This window comes from Paenibacillus sp. PvR133 (assembly GCF_017833155.1).
Taxonomy (GTDB): Bacteria; Bacillota; Bacilli; order Paenibacillales; family Paenibacillaceae; genus Paenibacillus; species Paenibacillus polymyxa_B.
Genome location: NZ_JAFIBS010000001.1, coordinates 1,209,818 through 1,224,755, shown reverse-complemented (window position 1 = coordinate 1,224,755; position 14,938 = coordinate 1,209,818). Strand labels below are relative to the sequence as shown.

General features: G+C 43.4%; 13 protein-coding genes and 1 pseudogene. 6 read left to right on the top strand and 8 right to left on the bottom strand.

Features of this window, described 5'->3' with window-relative positions; translation table 11 throughout:
• Window positions 1–2: 2 nt before the first annotated feature.
• From araA to JOE49_RS05430, 3 genes are all read left to right on the top strand, one after another.
• The gene (gene araA, locus JOE49_RS05440) at window positions 3–1,427 is read left to right on the top strand and encodes an L-arabinose isomerase (protein ID WP_209943547.1); all 1,425 of its coding nucleotides are present in this window, start codon (window positions 3–5) and stop codon (window positions 1,425–1,427) included.
• Window positions 1,428–2,315: 888 nt separating this feature from the next.
• A complete protein-coding gene (locus tag JOE49_RS05435; RefSeq protein WP_209940700.1) occupies window positions 2,316–3,815 on the top strand; it encodes a malate:quinone oxidoreductase in 1,500 nt (499 codons plus the stop codon).
• A gap of 271 nt (window positions 3,816–4,086) precedes the next feature.
• Complete coding sequence (locus tag JOE49_RS05430) at window positions 4,087–4,227, top strand: hypothetical protein (RefSeq protein WP_233903811.1); 141 nt, start codon at window positions 4,087–4,089, stop codon at window positions 4,225–4,227.
• 10 nt (window positions 4,228–4,237) lie between these two features.
• Here JOE49_RS05430 and JOE49_RS05425 read toward each other — a convergent pair whose 3' ends face one another.
• On the bottom strand, window positions 4,238–4,984 hold the full coding sequence (locus tag JOE49_RS05425; protein ID WP_034095129.1) for an SDR family oxidoreductase: 747 nt from the start codon (window positions 4,982–4,984) through the stop codon (window positions 4,238–4,240).
• A 185-nt stretch (window positions 4,985–5,169) separates the two neighbouring features.
• On the opposite strand from JOE49_RS05425, the pseudogene JOE49_RS05420 reads away from it, so the two are divergent.
• Window positions 5,170–6,091, top strand: a pseudogene (locus JOE49_RS05420) (AraC family transcriptional regulator).
• A gap of 69 nt (window positions 6,092–6,160) precedes the next feature.
• Here the strand turns inward: JOE49_RS05420 and nudK are convergent.
• Together nudK and JOE49_RS05410 are read right to left on the bottom strand one after the other, a co-directional pair.
• Window positions 6,161–7,123 (bottom strand): GDP-mannose pyrophosphatase NudK, encoded by a 963-nt coding sequence (nudK, locus tag JOE49_RS05415; protein WP_076156729.1) that lies wholly within the window; start codon window positions 7,121–7,123, stop codon window positions 6,161–6,163.
• A gap of 1 nt (window position 7,124) precedes the next feature.
• The gene (locus tag JOE49_RS05410; protein ID WP_023991074.1) at window positions 7,125–8,309 is read right to left on the bottom strand and encodes a MerR family transcriptional regulator; all 1,185 of its coding nucleotides are present in this window, start codon (window positions 8,307–8,309) and stop codon (window positions 7,125–7,127) included.
• 189 nt (window positions 8,310–8,498) lie between these two features.
• Between JOE49_RS05410 and JOE49_RS05405 the strand changes: the two genes are divergently transcribed.
• Window positions 8,499–9,074, top strand: a complete 576-nt coding sequence (locus JOE49_RS05405) for a histidine phosphatase family protein (protein ID WP_023991073.1) — start codon at window positions 8,499–8,501, stop codon at window positions 9,072–9,074.
• A 92-nt stretch (window positions 9,075–9,166) separates the two neighbouring features.
• Here the strand turns inward: JOE49_RS05405 and JOE49_RS05400 are convergent, their stop codons facing one another.
• Window positions 9,167–10,234: a DUF4367 domain-containing protein gene (locus JOE49_RS05400; RefSeq protein ID WP_209940699.1), complete on the bottom strand. Its 1,068-nt coding sequence runs from the start codon at window positions 10,232–10,234 to the stop codon at window positions 9,167–9,169.
• Window positions 10,195–10,785 (bottom strand): RNA polymerase sigma factor, encoded by a 591-nt coding sequence (locus JOE49_RS05395; protein WP_209940698.1) that lies wholly within the window; start codon window positions 10,783–10,785, stop codon window positions 10,195–10,197. Before JOE49_RS05395 ends, JOE49_RS05400 begins: the two co-directional genes overlap by 40 nt.
• A 254-nt stretch (window positions 10,786–11,039) precedes the next feature.
• Here JOE49_RS05395 and JOE49_RS05390 point away from each other — a divergent pair, with 254 nt between their 5' ends.
• Window positions 11,040–11,552 (top strand): HEAT repeat domain-containing protein, encoded by a 513-nt coding sequence (locus JOE49_RS05390; protein WP_028540941.1) that lies wholly within the window; start codon window positions 11,040–11,042, stop codon window positions 11,550–11,552.
• Between the two features lie 63 nt (window positions 11,553–11,615).
• On the opposite strand, the gene JOE49_RS05385 is transcribed toward JOE49_RS05390, so the two are convergent.
• The 3 genes from JOE49_RS05385 to JOE49_RS05375 form a co-directional block, all read right to left on the bottom strand.
• Window positions 11,616–13,061 (bottom strand): DEAD/DEAH box helicase, encoded by a 1,446-nt coding sequence (locus JOE49_RS05385; RefSeq protein ID WP_023991069.1) that lies wholly within the window; start codon window positions 13,059–13,061, stop codon window positions 11,616–11,618.
• A gap of 402 nt (window positions 13,062–13,463) precedes the next feature.
• Window positions 13,464–13,910, bottom strand: a complete 447-nt coding sequence (locus JOE49_RS05380; protein WP_076264598.1) for a GNAT family N-acetyltransferase — start codon at window positions 13,908–13,910, stop codon at window positions 13,464–13,466.
• Between the two features lie 226 nt (window positions 13,911–14,136).
• Window positions 14,137–14,718, bottom strand: coding sequence for a TetR/AcrR family transcriptional regulator (locus JOE49_RS05375; protein ID WP_028540939.1), 582 nt, complete (start codon window positions 14,716–14,718; stop codon window positions 14,137–14,139).
• Window positions 14,719–14,938: the final 220 nt, after the last annotated feature.

Sequence of the window (14,938 nt, the reverse complement as noted above, 5' to 3'; positions counted from 1 at the left end):
TGATGTCAACAGTAGGTACAAAACAGTTCTGGTTTGTCGTAGGTTCACAACATCTGTATGGCGAAGAAGCATTAGCAGAAGTTAAAGCACACGCACAAGAAATGACCGATGCCTTAAATAAGAGTGGCATTCTGCCTTATCCGCTTGTATTGCAGGATCTGGCGGTTAGTGCGGACAAAATCACCAACCTCATGAAAGAAGTCAACTATCGTGACGAGGTTGCCGGTGTCATCACTTGGATGCATACCTTCTCGCCTGCAAAAATGTGGATTCGCGGTACTAAATTGCTGCAGAAGCCGCTGCTTCATCTTGCCACACAGTTCAATGAAAGCATTCCTTGGGCTACGATTGACATGGACTTCATGAACCTCAATCAGGCAGCTCATGGTGACCGTGAATATGGATTCATCAATGCCCGTCTGAAGAAACAGAATAAAGTGGTCGTAGGGTACTGGGAACGTGCGGAAGTGCAGAAGCAAATCGCAGAGTGGATGGATGTAGCGGTTGCCTATAACGAAAGCTTCAATATCAAAGTTGCCCGCTTTGGCGACAACATGCGTAACGTTGGCGTTACGGAAGGCGATAAGGTCGAAGCCCAAATTCAATTTGGATGGACCGTTGACTACTTCGGAATTGGCGACCTCGTTCAGTACGTCAATGCTGTGAAAGAAGAAGAAATTGATGCTTTGTTCGCGGAATACTCCGAACTTTATGAATTTGATTATGGTACTTACAGCAAGGAAGCTTGGGAAGCCAGCGTAAGAGTGCAAGCAAGCTATGAAATTGCCCTTAAACGGTTCCTGGATAATGGCGGCTATACTGCCTTCACTACGAACTTCGAAGACCTCTATGGTATGAAACAGCTTCCTGGTCTTGCCGTTCAACGTTTGATGGCACAAGGATACGGCTTCGCCGGTGAAGGGGACTGGAAGACGGCAGCGCTCGATCGCCTGCTTAAAGTAATGAGCCATAACCAATCCACTGGCTTTATGGAAGACTACACCTATGAATTGGCGGCTGGTCAGGAATCGATCCTTCAATCCCATATGCTTGAAGTTGACCCAACGTTGGCAAGCAACAAGCCTAAAATCATCGTTTCTCCATTAGGTATCGGCGATCGTGAAGATCCAGCCCGTCTGGTGTTTGACGGCAAGGCAGGAGACGGTGTAGTTGTTTCCATGGCTGACTTTGGCACGCATTATAAACTGCTGATCAATGAGGTTACTGCATTTGAACCGACAGTTCCTGCTCCAAATCTTCCAGTGGCCCGTGTACTGTGGAACGTGAAGCCAAACTTCCAAGATGGGGTTAAAGCATGGATTGAGAACGGCGGCGGTCACCATACCGTGGTTTCCTTGAATCTAACCACAGACCAAATTGTTACTTATGCAAAACTGGTTAACCTGGAATACGTGATTATTAAGTAACTAGAAGATAGTCATCTACTAAAAGCATTGGGTCAGTCCTCAGGACCCAGTGCTTTTTATTAGTTTTCTAAGAATGTATAGATATGGGAAGGTTCCTAAGCTATCTGGCATTATAACGGGATAATTGGTTTCTCCTTAAGGTAATCATTTAATTCATAAGGATGTGATACTATGTCCAATTTTGTTCTATTTGAAGCAACCAAATGTGCGTGAGACGATTGAGCGAGTTAAAACAACGAGATCTCAAGAATGGTTAGATTTCGCGATTTGGTACCATACGGAGCAAGATTATGGAAAGAGGAAGGGCTTGCACGGGTACGAAGGATATATTCAGTTCCTTGAACATCGACGTGAGCTAGAATTGCAAATCATTGAGCAACTCCCTTTTCAATCATTTATTATGGATAACTCCGATTATGCTTGGGAGAATCAACAACAGACCGTTTTGAATATTATGATGAAGCATTTATAAACCGTGAAGCTCATTCCAGAAAACGTTAGTGCAATTAGAAAGGGCCTATCCCGTAAAGACATATTTTACCGAATTATTCATATACATGGACTGTTGATTCGATCATTGGAAATCTGTACTCTACATCATTTGCTTCTAAACGCTTTTTTGGTGTCTGTTATTATTGCTAGTAAGTGAAGCTCAAATAATACAGCGTGTTGAGATCAATTCTTATTATTTCTGCAAAGAAAATTCTCACTTTTTAGCAGAAATGATTTATAATTATCAGATAATAGACAATATAATTTTTAAAAGATTATATTTTAGTTATAATAGAGACAGAAAAGATATGTTCCTGAGTGGAGCCTTGCTTCTTGTATCATCTAAGCAGGAGGGCCTGCTCTTTTTTGCAAATATAAGAGATAAGGAAGGTTTTTATGAATAGCATTCAGAAAAAAACAGACATTATCTTAATTGGTGCCGGAGTCATGAGCGCGACTCTGGGATCATTGCTGAAAGAGTTAGCACCGGAGTGGGAAATTCAAGTGTTTGAGAAACTCGCAAACGCGGGAGAAGAAAGCTCTAACGAATGGAATAATGCAGGTACAGGCCATGCTGCACTGTGCGAACTGAACTATACATCCGAGAAAGCTGACGGATCTATAGATATTCGTAAAGCTGTAGACATTAATGAGCAGTTTCAGCTTTCAAGACAGTTTTGGTCTTTTCTTGTAAACAGCAATTTGATTCGTAATCCACAGGACTTTATCAAACCAATACCTCATATGAGTTTGGTAACAGGAGAGAAAAATGTATCTTTTTTGAAAAAAAGGTTTAAAGCGCTTTCAACTATTTCTCTGTTTCAAGGCATGGAATTTTCTGATGACCCTGAAAAGCTGAAGGAATGGATTCCGTTGATTATGGAAGGCCGTACATTGAATGAACCAATCGCGGCAACCAAAATCGACTCAGGAACAGATGTCAACTTTGGTGCTTTAACACGCATGTTGTTTGAGCATTTAAAAAGTAAAAACGTCGACATCAAATACAAGCATAGTGTAAAGGATATTAAACGTGCGAGCGACGGCTCGTGGAAAGTCAAAGTCCATAATCTGGACAACGGTAAAATCGAATACCATAATGCCAAATTTGTCTTTATCGGTGGTGGGGGTGGAAGTCTACCTTTGCTACAACGAACTGGTATTCCTGAGTCCAAATATATCGGGGGATTCCCGGTAAGTGGACTATTTATGGTATGTAACAATCCTAAGATTGTCGCCCAGCATCATGCAAAAGTATACGGTAAAGCTAAGGTTGGTGCTCCTCCCATGTCTGTTCCGCATCTGGATACAAGATACATCGGTAACCAAAAAGCACTGCTATTTGGGCCGTTTGCTGGCTTCTCACCGAAGTTCTTGAAAACGGGCTCAAATTTGGATTTGATCGGTTCTGTAAAACCCAATAATCTCATCACGATGTTGGCCGCAGGCGCAAAAGAGATGGCATTGACCAAATATCTGATCCAGCAAGTAATGTTATCGAATGAAAAGCGTCTGGAAGAATTACGCGAGTTTATTCCGAACGCCAAAATCGAGGACTGGGGGATTGTGGTAGCGGGTCAACGTGTGCAGGTGATCAAAGATACGGAGGGCGGTAAAGGAACACTTCAATTTGGTACGGAGGTGGTTAGTGCCGCTGATGGTTCGGTAGCTGCACTGCTCGGCGCTTCTCCGGGTGCTTCTACTGCTGTTCACGTTATGCTGGAAGTATTGGAAAAATGCTTCCCACAACATATGGAAGAGTGGGAAACAAAAATAAAAGAGATGATTCCTTCTTATGGGGTGTCACTAGCGGAAAACCCAGAGCTTTACCAAGAAATTTACGATTCCACAACGGAGGTGCTGGGACTGGGCGAAAAAGAACCGCTTCATCGTTAATTTTTGCATGGCTGGTAACTGGATCATCCCACTACTCTTTAATAAAATGTGCAGTAATCTTACGATATATTTTAAAGTTGAATAAATAACAACACCAAGCGGTGGGAAGGAATTCCCCACCGCTAAAATGCTTGCTTAACAATACAAAATTTTGCAATCCTTCTGCATTTTCGGTGTCTGCTACAGTGATCACAGTAATTATGTAGACCGCTATAGGCTCTATTCAGTTCCAGTTGTCCAATAAACTGGTGCAGCGGATTGCTACCCCGGCTTGGTTAAAACGCAGATGGGCGGAGAAAAGACAGAGCTGTCGGTGGAGGATGTAGCGAAAATGGCGGTCCGACTGGCGACCCTGCCGGAGGATGGTCCAACGGGCAGATTCTATTACATGGATGATCAGCTTCCAGGGTAAAGCACTTATGTTACATTTGTGCGGTTGGGCGGATCACGATTTCGTTCACATCAATATCATCCGGTTGTTCAATTGCGAATCCAATTGCGCGGGCTACCGCGTCCGGTGTCATGGCTAGTTTATCCCGGATGGCAGCGAGTTGATCTCTCAATGCGGGATTGGTCATACCCTCCGTGAAATTCGTCTGCACAATACCAGGCGAAATGATGGTCACGCGCAGCTTGTCACCAGCCTCCTGGCGCAACCCTTCTGAGATGGCGCGCACAGCGAACTTCGTACCGGAGTAGACCGACTGGTTCGGCACAGTCTTATGTCCTGCTACAGAAGCGATGTTCACGAAGTGTCCGGAACCCTGCTTATGAAAGATAGGCAACGCTGCGGCTATACCGTACAAAACGCCTTTAATGTTGACGTCAATCATGTCCTCCCAGTCCTCGACACACAGATCTTCGAGAGGGGAAATGGGCATAACGCCAGCGTTGCTGACGAGAACATCCAGCTTCCCGTACCGTTCGCAAGCCAAATTAACGAGGTTGCACAGATCCTCGCGCCGTCTCACGTCAGTGCGTGCATAAACAGCTTCGCCACCTCCATTTGAAATGCGTGTCGCCAGCGCTTCAAGGCGATCCGCTCCGCGCGCTCCAAGCACGACTTTTGCCCCACGCTCGGCAAGCAACAGTGCTGTTGCTTCTCCAATTCCGCTGCTTGCACCTGTAATCACGACGACTTTGTTCTCTATTCTTCCTTCCAAATGCATAGCCCAATCCCTCTTCCTCTAATCTATTTGCCTTAGGCCCTTTGTTGGCCTTGCAAGTAAATTTTAAGTAGAATTCGATTGAGACAGGTAGACCGATCAAGTCCAATTCTTGCCTAATCCTATTCGGCGTGCATATAATTAGCACATCAATATTAGCGTTCAACGGAAAGGACGGTGAAGCATGAATGATTTCGTCTCCTCCCCCCTCTGATATTTCTACGAATCTACAAGAACTGATTCATTTAATTCATCAACATGCGTCTTCGGATGGTACGTTTGTCTCGTCTGTGCCAGGACTTTATTTCAGACGTGCAAGCGATGTGTCGGAGCTAAATCATACGGTCCATATGCCCTCCCTGTACGTGGTTGCACAAGGCTCAAAGACAGCAATGCTGGCTGGAGAAAACTATGTGTACGATCCAACAACTTACATGGTCACATCAGTTCAGCTTCCCGTAACTGGTAAAATAACTCAGGCCTCGTCGGAGCTCCCTTATCTAAGTCTTCAATTATCCATTAGTCCAGACGTCATTTTGGATATTATCAAGAAGAGTCCTCCTCAATGTAACGTAAAGACTACGCGGCATACTGGTGAGCCAATTTGACCCTCTGCTGCTTGATGCGCTGCTTCGGCTTGTCAGACTTTCGGATACGCCTGCGGATATTCAGTTTCTTGCGCCGCTTATCACGCACGAGATCCTTTATCGTGTATTACAAGGTGAGCAGGGGGCTTTAATCAGGCAATTTGCCGTAGTTGGTAGCTATGCACATAGCATCTCCAAAGCGATCCATCTGATAACCCGCGATTACTCTAAGCCTCTTGTGATTGAAGAATTGGCGAAGGAAGTAAATATGAGCCCTTCTTCCTTACACAAGCATTTTAAAAAGGTAACGGCTATAAGTCCTCTGCAGTATCAGAAGGCCATTCGACTGCAGACTGCACGCCGCTTGCTGCTCTCGGAGGGAGTGGAGGCCGCCAATGCAGGCTTTCGCGTTGGCTATGAGAGCCCTTCGCAGTTCAGCCGGGAATATGGACGCATGTTTGGGCGTCCACCGATGAGTGATGTTAAACATTTGCGCAATTCCCTTAGTGTCTCAGTTGATTGAGAGATTCTTCGGGTGATCCGTGGAGGAGGCCCAGAGCAAGTTGTCTTTGGTCTGGTCAAAGAGGATATATCACACCAACGGAAGTTCGTCGAGCCGTTCGTAAATCAACAATCCTTTCTCTTTCGCCACCCTTACCATTTCATCGGCACCCTGAGAAGGTCCTCCAACTCGAAGCACGGCGTTACAGCAATCAAGCAGGCGAATGGAAGACGGATGAAAGATTCTGTTAAAAGTCTCGTCTCCTAAAGCAGTGGAACCAGCTGTCGCGATAAGGGGCAAAGCATACCACTCCCCCAGCACCGGCATATGACCAGCCTCGTAAACTTGAAGAGCAATTTCATTCATGTAGTTGACGTTCTTCTCAATTAATACATGATCATCATTCGTTCCAGATCGATACGGGCCTGCGATAAGGATATGAAGCGGTTTCGATTTCACTTTCAAGAGACCTTGGATCTGAGCGTATTGGAGCAGCATTATCGTCTTGGCGTCACGAATCTCACCGCTTTCGACCATGTTTAGCACTTGAGCAAACGGGAGTTCCATCACTTCAATGTTTTCCTGCTCCTCCTCAAGGCCACCACCGCCACCCGTTGTCATATCTTCACTATACTCGGCTACATAGAAGTGCAGGATTTCGGTAACGGAGCCCGGTGACATATAGGCCTCGCCAACTTTCTGCACACGGTCGATACGGTATCCCGTCTCCTCCTCCGTCTCCCGAAGAATACCTTCTTCCGGTGTTTCTTTATCGAGTAGTCCTGCACAGGTTTCGATAAGCATCCCAGTTTCATTGCCGTTCCGATAAGTAGGCATCCGGAACTGTCTGGTCAGTACAACGGTTTGTTTGTGCTGATTATAGAGCAGGATCGTTGCGCCGTTGCCGCGATCGTACACTTCACGGGATTGTGTCTCCCATTGTCCATTATTTTTTTCGAACTCGAATGTGACCTTATTTAAGATGTACCAGTTATCCGATAGAAGCTCCTCTTTTACAATCCGTACTCTTGGGTGATACTGTTGTGACTTCATCTCATTTCCTCCCTAGAAAGATTCCGTTCTCTTTAGTCATTTCGAGAGTTCCGTTCTGCTGCAGAAGCCGATTGACGTGGTCTCGAAACTTGTCAATAGCCGCTCCGACAAGTCGCTCTCTTGCGTTCATCGGAGTCGAGATTATATATTCGATCAGGGGTTCCGCTTCGTCGACCAACAAACAGTCCTCGTATCGAAGCAACCGAAGATCGGAAAAGCAAGAAGACAGCAAGTCCCCTCCGTTATCCAGGTGGAACCGTTTAATAGCATGATCCAACACATGAAGCTCAGGATCGAACGAAACCGCCAAATGTTCGACCTCTTGTAGGTGTTGAGTGCTCATTGTAGAGGTGCATACTATACCTCCTTGCTTTAAGATACGGTGCATCTCGCGGATTGCTCTAGGGATGTCCGGCACGTGGTACAGCATGTTGTTAGCGATAACCATATCGAATTGCTCTTCATGGAATGGGATCTGTTGCGCGTCAACAGATAAAAACTTAAACTGCGGATTGTTGCTTCCCAAGCGACAACGTGCTTCTTCCACCATCCCGCTTGACATATCGGTAAGCGTGATACGCCAGCTGCTTGGAATTCGTTCGGCGTTTCTTATCCAAAAGGTCCCGTCGCCGCAGCCCAACTCGAGAATGTGGGCTCCCGGTTGGACCTCCAGTTGTTCAAAGATCCAACGATGCCAGCCTTGGGGATTTGTACTGTACTTGTCGTAAAGATGTATCCGCGTTTGCAGGCGGTTCGCCGTCCGATATTGCTCCCCCCAATTTTGCTCACTCTGCACGGTTTGAATAACATCCGCCAAATGGTTCCAATCGGAGCCATAAGCCGACATTTCCATAGCATCTCGTATTGCATGTACTACGTGCTCTGTATGAGCAATTTTCTTTTGTAAAACATCGAGTTGTGCTTGCAACGAGTGTCTGATCTCTCCGTTGGATGGCGACTCTGCATCTAAAATGTCCATTATTGTTTGAAGCGATAACCCTAGATACTTCAACATCTGAATTCGCTGTAGTCTTTCCATATCTTTCATGTTGTACAGTCTTATGGATCCAGTGCGATGACCTCCTGGACTCAGAAGTCCAATTTGGTCGTAATATCGCAATGTCCTGACCGTTATCCCTGTACGTTTGGCAAGCTGTCCTGTCGTCAGATAGTTCTCTTTGTCCATCCATTGCTCACATCCAATTGATTGCTCTAGCATGTCGTTCTCAGTCAGTATAGCAAATGACGTAACGTCACCTTCAAGAAAAATTTATGCAATAAGAAACAAGAGAAAACCACCCTAGCAAAAGGTAACTTGGTAGTTAGTCACGAATATCATGTAATAAAAATTCATCAGCTCTTCATGGAGGCTACTATGAAAACTTTCATTTACATGGTGAGACATGGCGAATCACCGAAGACGGAAGGAAATGAAAGAACAAGAGGTTTGACTGATAAAGGCAAGTCAGATGCTTTTCAAATAACTGAATTATTGAGAGGAGAGGGGATCGAGGTTTTCGTTTCAAGTCCATATCAACGGGCAATCCTAACCATTCAAGAATTAGCTCAATGCTCAGGACAAGAAGTTTTAATATTCGAGGATCTTAAAGAAAGAATTTTTTCTAGTGAAGATAACCGAATCCCCGATGATGAATTATTCCCTTTGTTAGATAAGTCATTTTCTGATCCCAACTTTGCTTTAACGGGAGGAGAGTCTAATGCAGTTTGTCAGAACCGAAGTATAACAGTCTTAAAGGAATTGCTAAAAATCTACCGAGGACAGAAAGTCGCATTAGGCACTCATGGAGCTGTAATGACTTTAATGATGGAGTATTATGACAAGCAGTATGATTTGAATTTTTTACTACACACATCCAAACCAGACGTATACAGAATGGAATTCAATGATCAGGAATTAGTTGAGGTAAAAAGATTGTGGAACATGCCGTAATAGTTTGTGAGGAAAAGGTATAAGGACTATTCTTCAAAGAGAGACCACCCTTAAAAAAGGGATGGTCTCTCTTCAAAATTTTTCTTTTATAGCTATTGCGGTGAACCGTTAAGCAAATCTTCAGCTATTTTTACCAGGTCTTCTTTGCTCAGCGGGCTGTCCTGGTTATCAGATATGTTGTAGTGTAACCGTCTTTTTTCATCGAGCCATCCCAGTCGATTTTTTCCTACCTCCAAGGGCTTGCTTGTTTCGCTTGCTCTGATGTAATAGGCCTTGGTTCCTTTAATCATCAGTTCCTCAGCCGAATCCTGTTCATTTTGCATCACGGTCGTCTTTGTGACTTCGGGAGCGTATTTGGTGACGGCGATATTTACATAGTCATTTCCTCTCGCATACCGGGCGAGGGTGAAGTCTGACTTGTCCCAGCTCAGCTTTTGAATAAACAGATTTTCACCTTTCGGTGCAGCTTTAGCCTGTTGCGTCAGTTTATCCGTTAAAGCCCGATATTCCTCTTTGTTCATCATCCCAGGATATGCAGCGACTGGGTAGACGTATCCGATATCAAACCGGTAGCCATTCGGCAGATGAGTGGGACTATGCAACAGCGGAGCTTCTGTCCGCTTGATTTCATCCTGCAGACTGCTGAAGCTAGAAAGTTCAGTCGGTTTGTAGGCAAACAGGACGGGATTAGACGAATTTTGTTGATTCATAGAATCGTCCTTAACGTAATAGGCGGCATACTCTCCAGGCTGTAGACGGTCTGTCACCTCTTCATTCCACTGTGTGTAGGTGGTTGTATACGTTTTGGAAGCGTCCGTTTCGGCTGGTGTTTTGGCGGTATTTAATACGACATCGCCTTTACTGTTACGGAATTCCAGATATTGCGAAGCGGCGTATCCAGTCACAGAGGCGCTCAATACAAAAAGCAAGATCATGATAGGAGCGGTGATGCGCGGCTGAAGACGCATTTTTACAATGAGTCCCTTTTTGGATTTCGCCTTTTGGTAGACCTGTTCCATCACTTTATCAGAGACGTCAAAAGCTTGGATTTTTAGGACACTCTCTGGTTCTGTCAGCATGTCCATGTTTTTTAAGCCTCTGTCTTTTAGATCGGTGTATTTCAGGCCTTGTTCCTGAGTTCTGTCTTGTAATTCACGCATTTTGGGTCCTCCTCTATGGGCTCCATCATTTTTTTGAGCTTTGTTTTTGTTCTGCCGTATTTTTTCTTGATCGCTTCCTCGCTTTTGTTCATAATTTCCCCGATTTCTCCAAACGATTTTTCTTCAAAGATGCGCAGCACCAACAGGTTTCGCTCCTCTGCATTCAGTTGGTCCAATGCCCGGCTCAGCGGTTCACTGAAAAGCTGACGTTCCATAACCTGCGCAGCACTGTCTGAAGTCATGTTAGTTGAGGTGAACAGGGTCATTTTAAATTTGCGCTGTAATTTCTTCCTGCGAATCAGGTTCAGGCAGTGATGATAAGCCATTTTATACAGCCAGGAGGAGAAGCCCACTGTGGGCTTGTACATACTGATTTTCTCGAAAGCACTAACGAAAATATCCTGTACAGCCTCTTCCGCTTCCTGCTCACTGCCTAGTAGTCGCCAGCAGTACACAAAAATCTGACGCTGATACTCCTTTACAATGTAGGCGTAATCATGGATCTCGCCAGCTTGGACCCGTTTAATTCTATATTCGATTTCCTCATTCAAAGATTTAGGCACCCCCTCTGATTAAAAAGAAAACTATGTCTGTATAACAAATGAAGAGGACCGAAAGGGACACCTTTTCTAAAATTTTTTTAAGTAGTAATCAACTCTCTAAGAGAATACGATAAAGCAGAACAATTATCACCAACGTTGTTGATTTCATAGAGCTTGAATTTTTATTGTGGAAATAAATAGAATGATAAAATATACCTATCAAAAAAGTGGAAATAGATTGTAAAGAAAAAAGGAGATGGGAAATGGGGTTTTATGATAATAGAGAAAATGCTTTATTCCGCACTCTTCAAGAGCAAGTCATAACATTCAAACAATGGGGAGCTAGCATAGCTGAAAAACATGGAGAATGGGAAACGAATTATCTTTATTGGGATAAGCTTTATAATGCTGTTGAGGAAGTGTTAGAACATACTTCATTAGCTGAATGGCAGACAGAAGTTTATGAACTGATCTTATATACACTGGCAAGGGATAATGAAGTTGAGAATGTATTGCAGTTGTTAATTGTACAACCCAAAATATTTTTGTCTTTAGCCTACAGTGCAATTACATACTCTGATTACGAAGCCAGATGGCAAATAGCCTATGGATTAGGTGAAGTAAAAGGAATGAGGGATGAAGTAAATAGTCTTTTGTCTAAGCTCTCGAATGATGAGCACGAATATGTCAGAAGAAGGGCATTAATTGCATTGCAGAAAAAATGGAAAGATGAATTAAATGATCAAGAGATAAACTCGGCAATCCCGCCCGTATAGCTAACGATAACCATCGGCTATGCTGGGCGGGATTGCCTCACTCTCTTTTATGCAGCGTATCTTCTACTTATTCCCTTTGCGTACCTTTAACAGCTTACCCTTTACGGTCGTATTCTTCATAATCTCAAGCACCAGTGGACCTTTACCATTCAGAATCTCAACATCTGTCGCATAATCCAGAATCGTAATGATCCCGATATCATCTGCGGTGACTCCGTCAAGCTTAGCGATGGTCCCCACGAAGTCGACAGCTCTAAGTTTTTTCTTCTTACCGCCGTTAAAATTCAGCTTCATAATCTGTTGGTTTAGTTGCTCGCGCTTATCTTTTTTGAGTGCGGTTTTTACATGCAGTTTCTGCTCAAAATCTTCTCTACGGAGATCAACAGCCTCTTCTGAGGGGGCCTTTACCTGCGGAATCGCGAATCCAATATATGCTTCAATATCAGCTAATCTTCTGCCATCCTTAGGAGTGATGAGGGAAATGGCTTTCCCCGTTTTGCCAGCACGTCCCGTACGTCCTGTACGGTGAACATAGCTTTCCTTCTCAAGGGGAATATCGTAGTTAATGACATGGGTGATATTCGTGATATCAATCCCTCTGGCGGCAACATCTGTCGCAATCAAGTAACGGAATTGACCCCTTCTGAATGCATTCATTACCTCAAATCGCTCGTCTTGCTCCATGCCACCATGAATGCGATCACATGGATATTCGAGATCAGCCAATGCTCTGAATAATGTATCTACATTCTCCTGCGTACGACAGAAAATAATGCAGCTGTCAGGATTCTCAACAATGAGCAGATCTTGCAGTAGTGCCAGCTTGTCTGACTCCTTCACCTGAATAAGAGAGTGATCAATTGTGGCGGTCGTTATACCAGTTGCTTTAATCTCAATTCTAACAGGATCTTTCATATATTTACGTGACAGTGTGGCTACATCCTCAGGGAAGGTAGCGGAGAATAACATGGTAACCCGGTCACTAGGCAGCGCTTGAATAATCGACTGGACTTGCTCGATAAAGCCCATATTCAGCATCTCGTCAGCTTCATCAATCACGAGGTAGGCAATCCGATCTAACGATAGCGTGCCTCGTTCGATATGGTCCAGTACACGTCCTGGCGTACCTACAGCCACATGCGTCCTTTGTTTTAACTCAGCTTTTTGGATATGAAAAGGATGTTTTCCATAAAGGGGTGTTGCTTTTATCCGCTTAAAGCGTCCAATATTCGTGATGTCTTCGGTGACCTGTAACGCGAGTTCACGGGTTGGCGTCAGGATTAAAGCTTGGGGCTTATTCTCATTCCAATCTACTAGCTCACAAATTGGAATACCATATGCTGCTGTTTTGCCGCTACCTGTTTGCGATTTGGCGACAAGATCCTTCTTCTCAAGCGCAACAGGAATAACTTCCGTTTGAATCTCTGTTGGCGTCTCATAGCCCAAGCTATTGAGCGCTCTTACAATTTCTTCACTTAATGCGTAATCTGTAAAATGCTTCTGACTCATTTTCAACCTCTTCTGCGCTGTATTTGAATACCAATACATATATAATGTCATCGTGTATCGAACTTATACTCATCTAGTATACTCTATATCCAGGCTTACTCTAATACATATCCATGTTACTGTTTGTCTAATCGTATCCTTGGAGCGTTTAACGAAGGGCTCGTCCATTTTCTCGTGTATGGTATCTGATGTGTTGGTCGACTGAGCTATTTCGCAATTTAACGACCAACAAACTTTACCCCATATGGATCTACGTTGAACAATTTCATGGAGAATTACTTATCTTCAATTGTATCGGCATTTCCATATCCGCATGCGTGAAAACATGTGTTACGCATAAAGGGCACCAATTAGGTGCCCTTTGAACTGCCGTTAGCGCGGAAAACCGTATCAAAAGTATTGTTACGATGAAAAGTGAACCCAATCTCTCCCTTGGACAGCATCCATTTCTTTAAAGAAAATTTGAGCGCGTTTATTCTCAGTAGAAGTTATCCAGGTCATATGAGCATATCCATAATTTTGTGAGTACTTTTGACATTCTAAAAAAAGCTGTGATTCTACTTCTGTATCTCTAAATGGTTCCAATACAAATAGGTCGTTCATAACGGTGATTTTGTCTGCTTTCATCGTGCTAAAGGTAAAGAATAATGTAGCAAAGCCGATTAATTCTCCATTTTGTTCCGCCACAAATTGTATACCGTTTTGCTGCTCAAAAAGGGTTTGAATCAAATTATGAATTTTTTCGATAGGTGGCCTAGGGTTTTGATAAAAACCAACGATGTATTCATACATTAACTCGGTTAAATTGTTTAAATCATCAGGCTTAGCGTTTCTTATTAAAAATGACATTAGATGTACTCCCTTTTCATTAGTTTTGAATTAATATACATCGTAAAGTATATATATGCAAAATTAAGATCAGTGAAAGAATCTTTTGAACTCATGCAAATGCGAAGAAGTATGTAATATGAGCGCAACAAAGGCTGCCGAGGAAATGTATCCGGCAGTCTTTGTTGCGCTGAGGGACATGTGCATCGAGAATACACCCATTCGTTAAAATTGAATTTACTCCGAATTACTTAAGAAGTGTAAGTGTCACCTCTATCGTGTTATTAATAAATGATCGTTCTGGACGAGATTTTATCATTACGGTCAGTCCAATTAACGATACGACTAGCGCCTGTGATACAGCCTTCGCATTGAGCCCGATCTCAAGCTCACCTGATTGTATACCTCGTTCAATGGTTTCTTGAAATATAACCGATAGGTACATTTGATGTTCCCTTGTAAGAATTTCAAATTTCTCATCATGAGGTGCAAGTTCAACCATTGTATTGATGCAAAAGCATCCTTTTCTAGGGTTTTCTGTATATTCCTCATCTACCACACCTTCAAAAAAAGCTCGAAATGCTTCTTTTACAGATGGTTTGCTTTGAAGCTTGGCTCGGATCAGAGAAGCACGGGACATCATGTATTTGCGCAGCGCAGCTTCGAACAATTCTTTTTTGCCTCCAAAAGTGGAGTATATACTAGGTCGTTGAATTTCCATTCTGGAAGTTAAATCACTCAGCGAGGTAGCTTCATATCCCTTCTCCCAAAATATTTGCATTGCTGCATCTAATACTTTATCTTCGTCAAATTCGCGGATTCGTCCCATAATCAATACCTCTCATTGCTCGTAATTTTATTCTTAACTCAATAACTCTGATTATAATTGTCAGGGTTTTTTATTTGCGTACCAATTAGTATGTTATTATCTTATAATTAGCCCGTTATATTGTCAAATGCAGATTGGTTTATCGCACCAAGGAGATATCAGTATGAGGATAAAACAAAGTATTTTTACTATATTTATTGACAGTATTCTTTTTAATGAG

Bases quoted from the DNA above. Each gene is read 5' to 3' on its own strand.
- JOE49_RS05435 (WP_209940700.1), top strand. From the start codon at position 2,316: ATGAATAGCATTCAGAAAAAAACAGACATTATCTTAATTGGTGCCGGA.
- JOE49_RS05375 (WP_028540939.1), bottom strand. From the start codon at position 14,718: ATGGGACGAATCCGCGAATTTGACGAAGATAAAGTATTAGATGCAGCA.
- JOE49_RS05385 (WP_023991069.1), bottom strand. From the start codon at position 13,061: ATGAGTCAGAAGCATTTTACAGATTACGCATTAAGTGAAGAAATTGTA.
- JOE49_RS05425 (WP_034095129.1), bottom strand. From the start codon at position 4,984: ATGCATTTGGAAGGAAGAATAGAGAACAAAGTCGTCGTGATTACAGGT.
- JOE49_RS05380 (WP_076264598.1), bottom strand. From the start codon at position 13,910: ATGTCATTTTTAATAAGAAACGCTAAGCCTGATGATTTAAACAATTTA.
- JOE49_RS05400 (WP_209940699.1), bottom strand. From the start codon at position 10,234: ATGCGTGAATTACAAGACAGAACTCAGGAACAAGGCCTGAAATACACC.
- nudK (WP_076156729.1), bottom strand. From the start codon at position 7,123: ATGAAGTCACAACAGTATCACCCAAGAGTACGGATTGTAAAAGAGGAG.
- JOE49_RS05405 (WP_023991073.1), top strand. From the start codon at position 8,499: ATGAAAACTTTCATTTACATGGTGAGACATGGCGAATCACCGAAGACG.
- araA (WP_209943547.1), top strand. From the start codon at position 3: ATGTCAACAGTAGGTACAAAACAGTTCTGGTTTGTCGTAGGTTCACAA.
- JOE49_RS05390 (WP_028540941.1), top strand. From the start codon at position 11,040: ATGGGGTTTTATGATAATAGAGAAAATGCTTTATTCCGCACTCTTCAA.
- JOE49_RS05410 (WP_023991074.1), bottom strand. From the start codon at position 8,309: ATGGACAAAGAGAACTATCTGACGACAGGACAGCTTGCCAAACGTACA.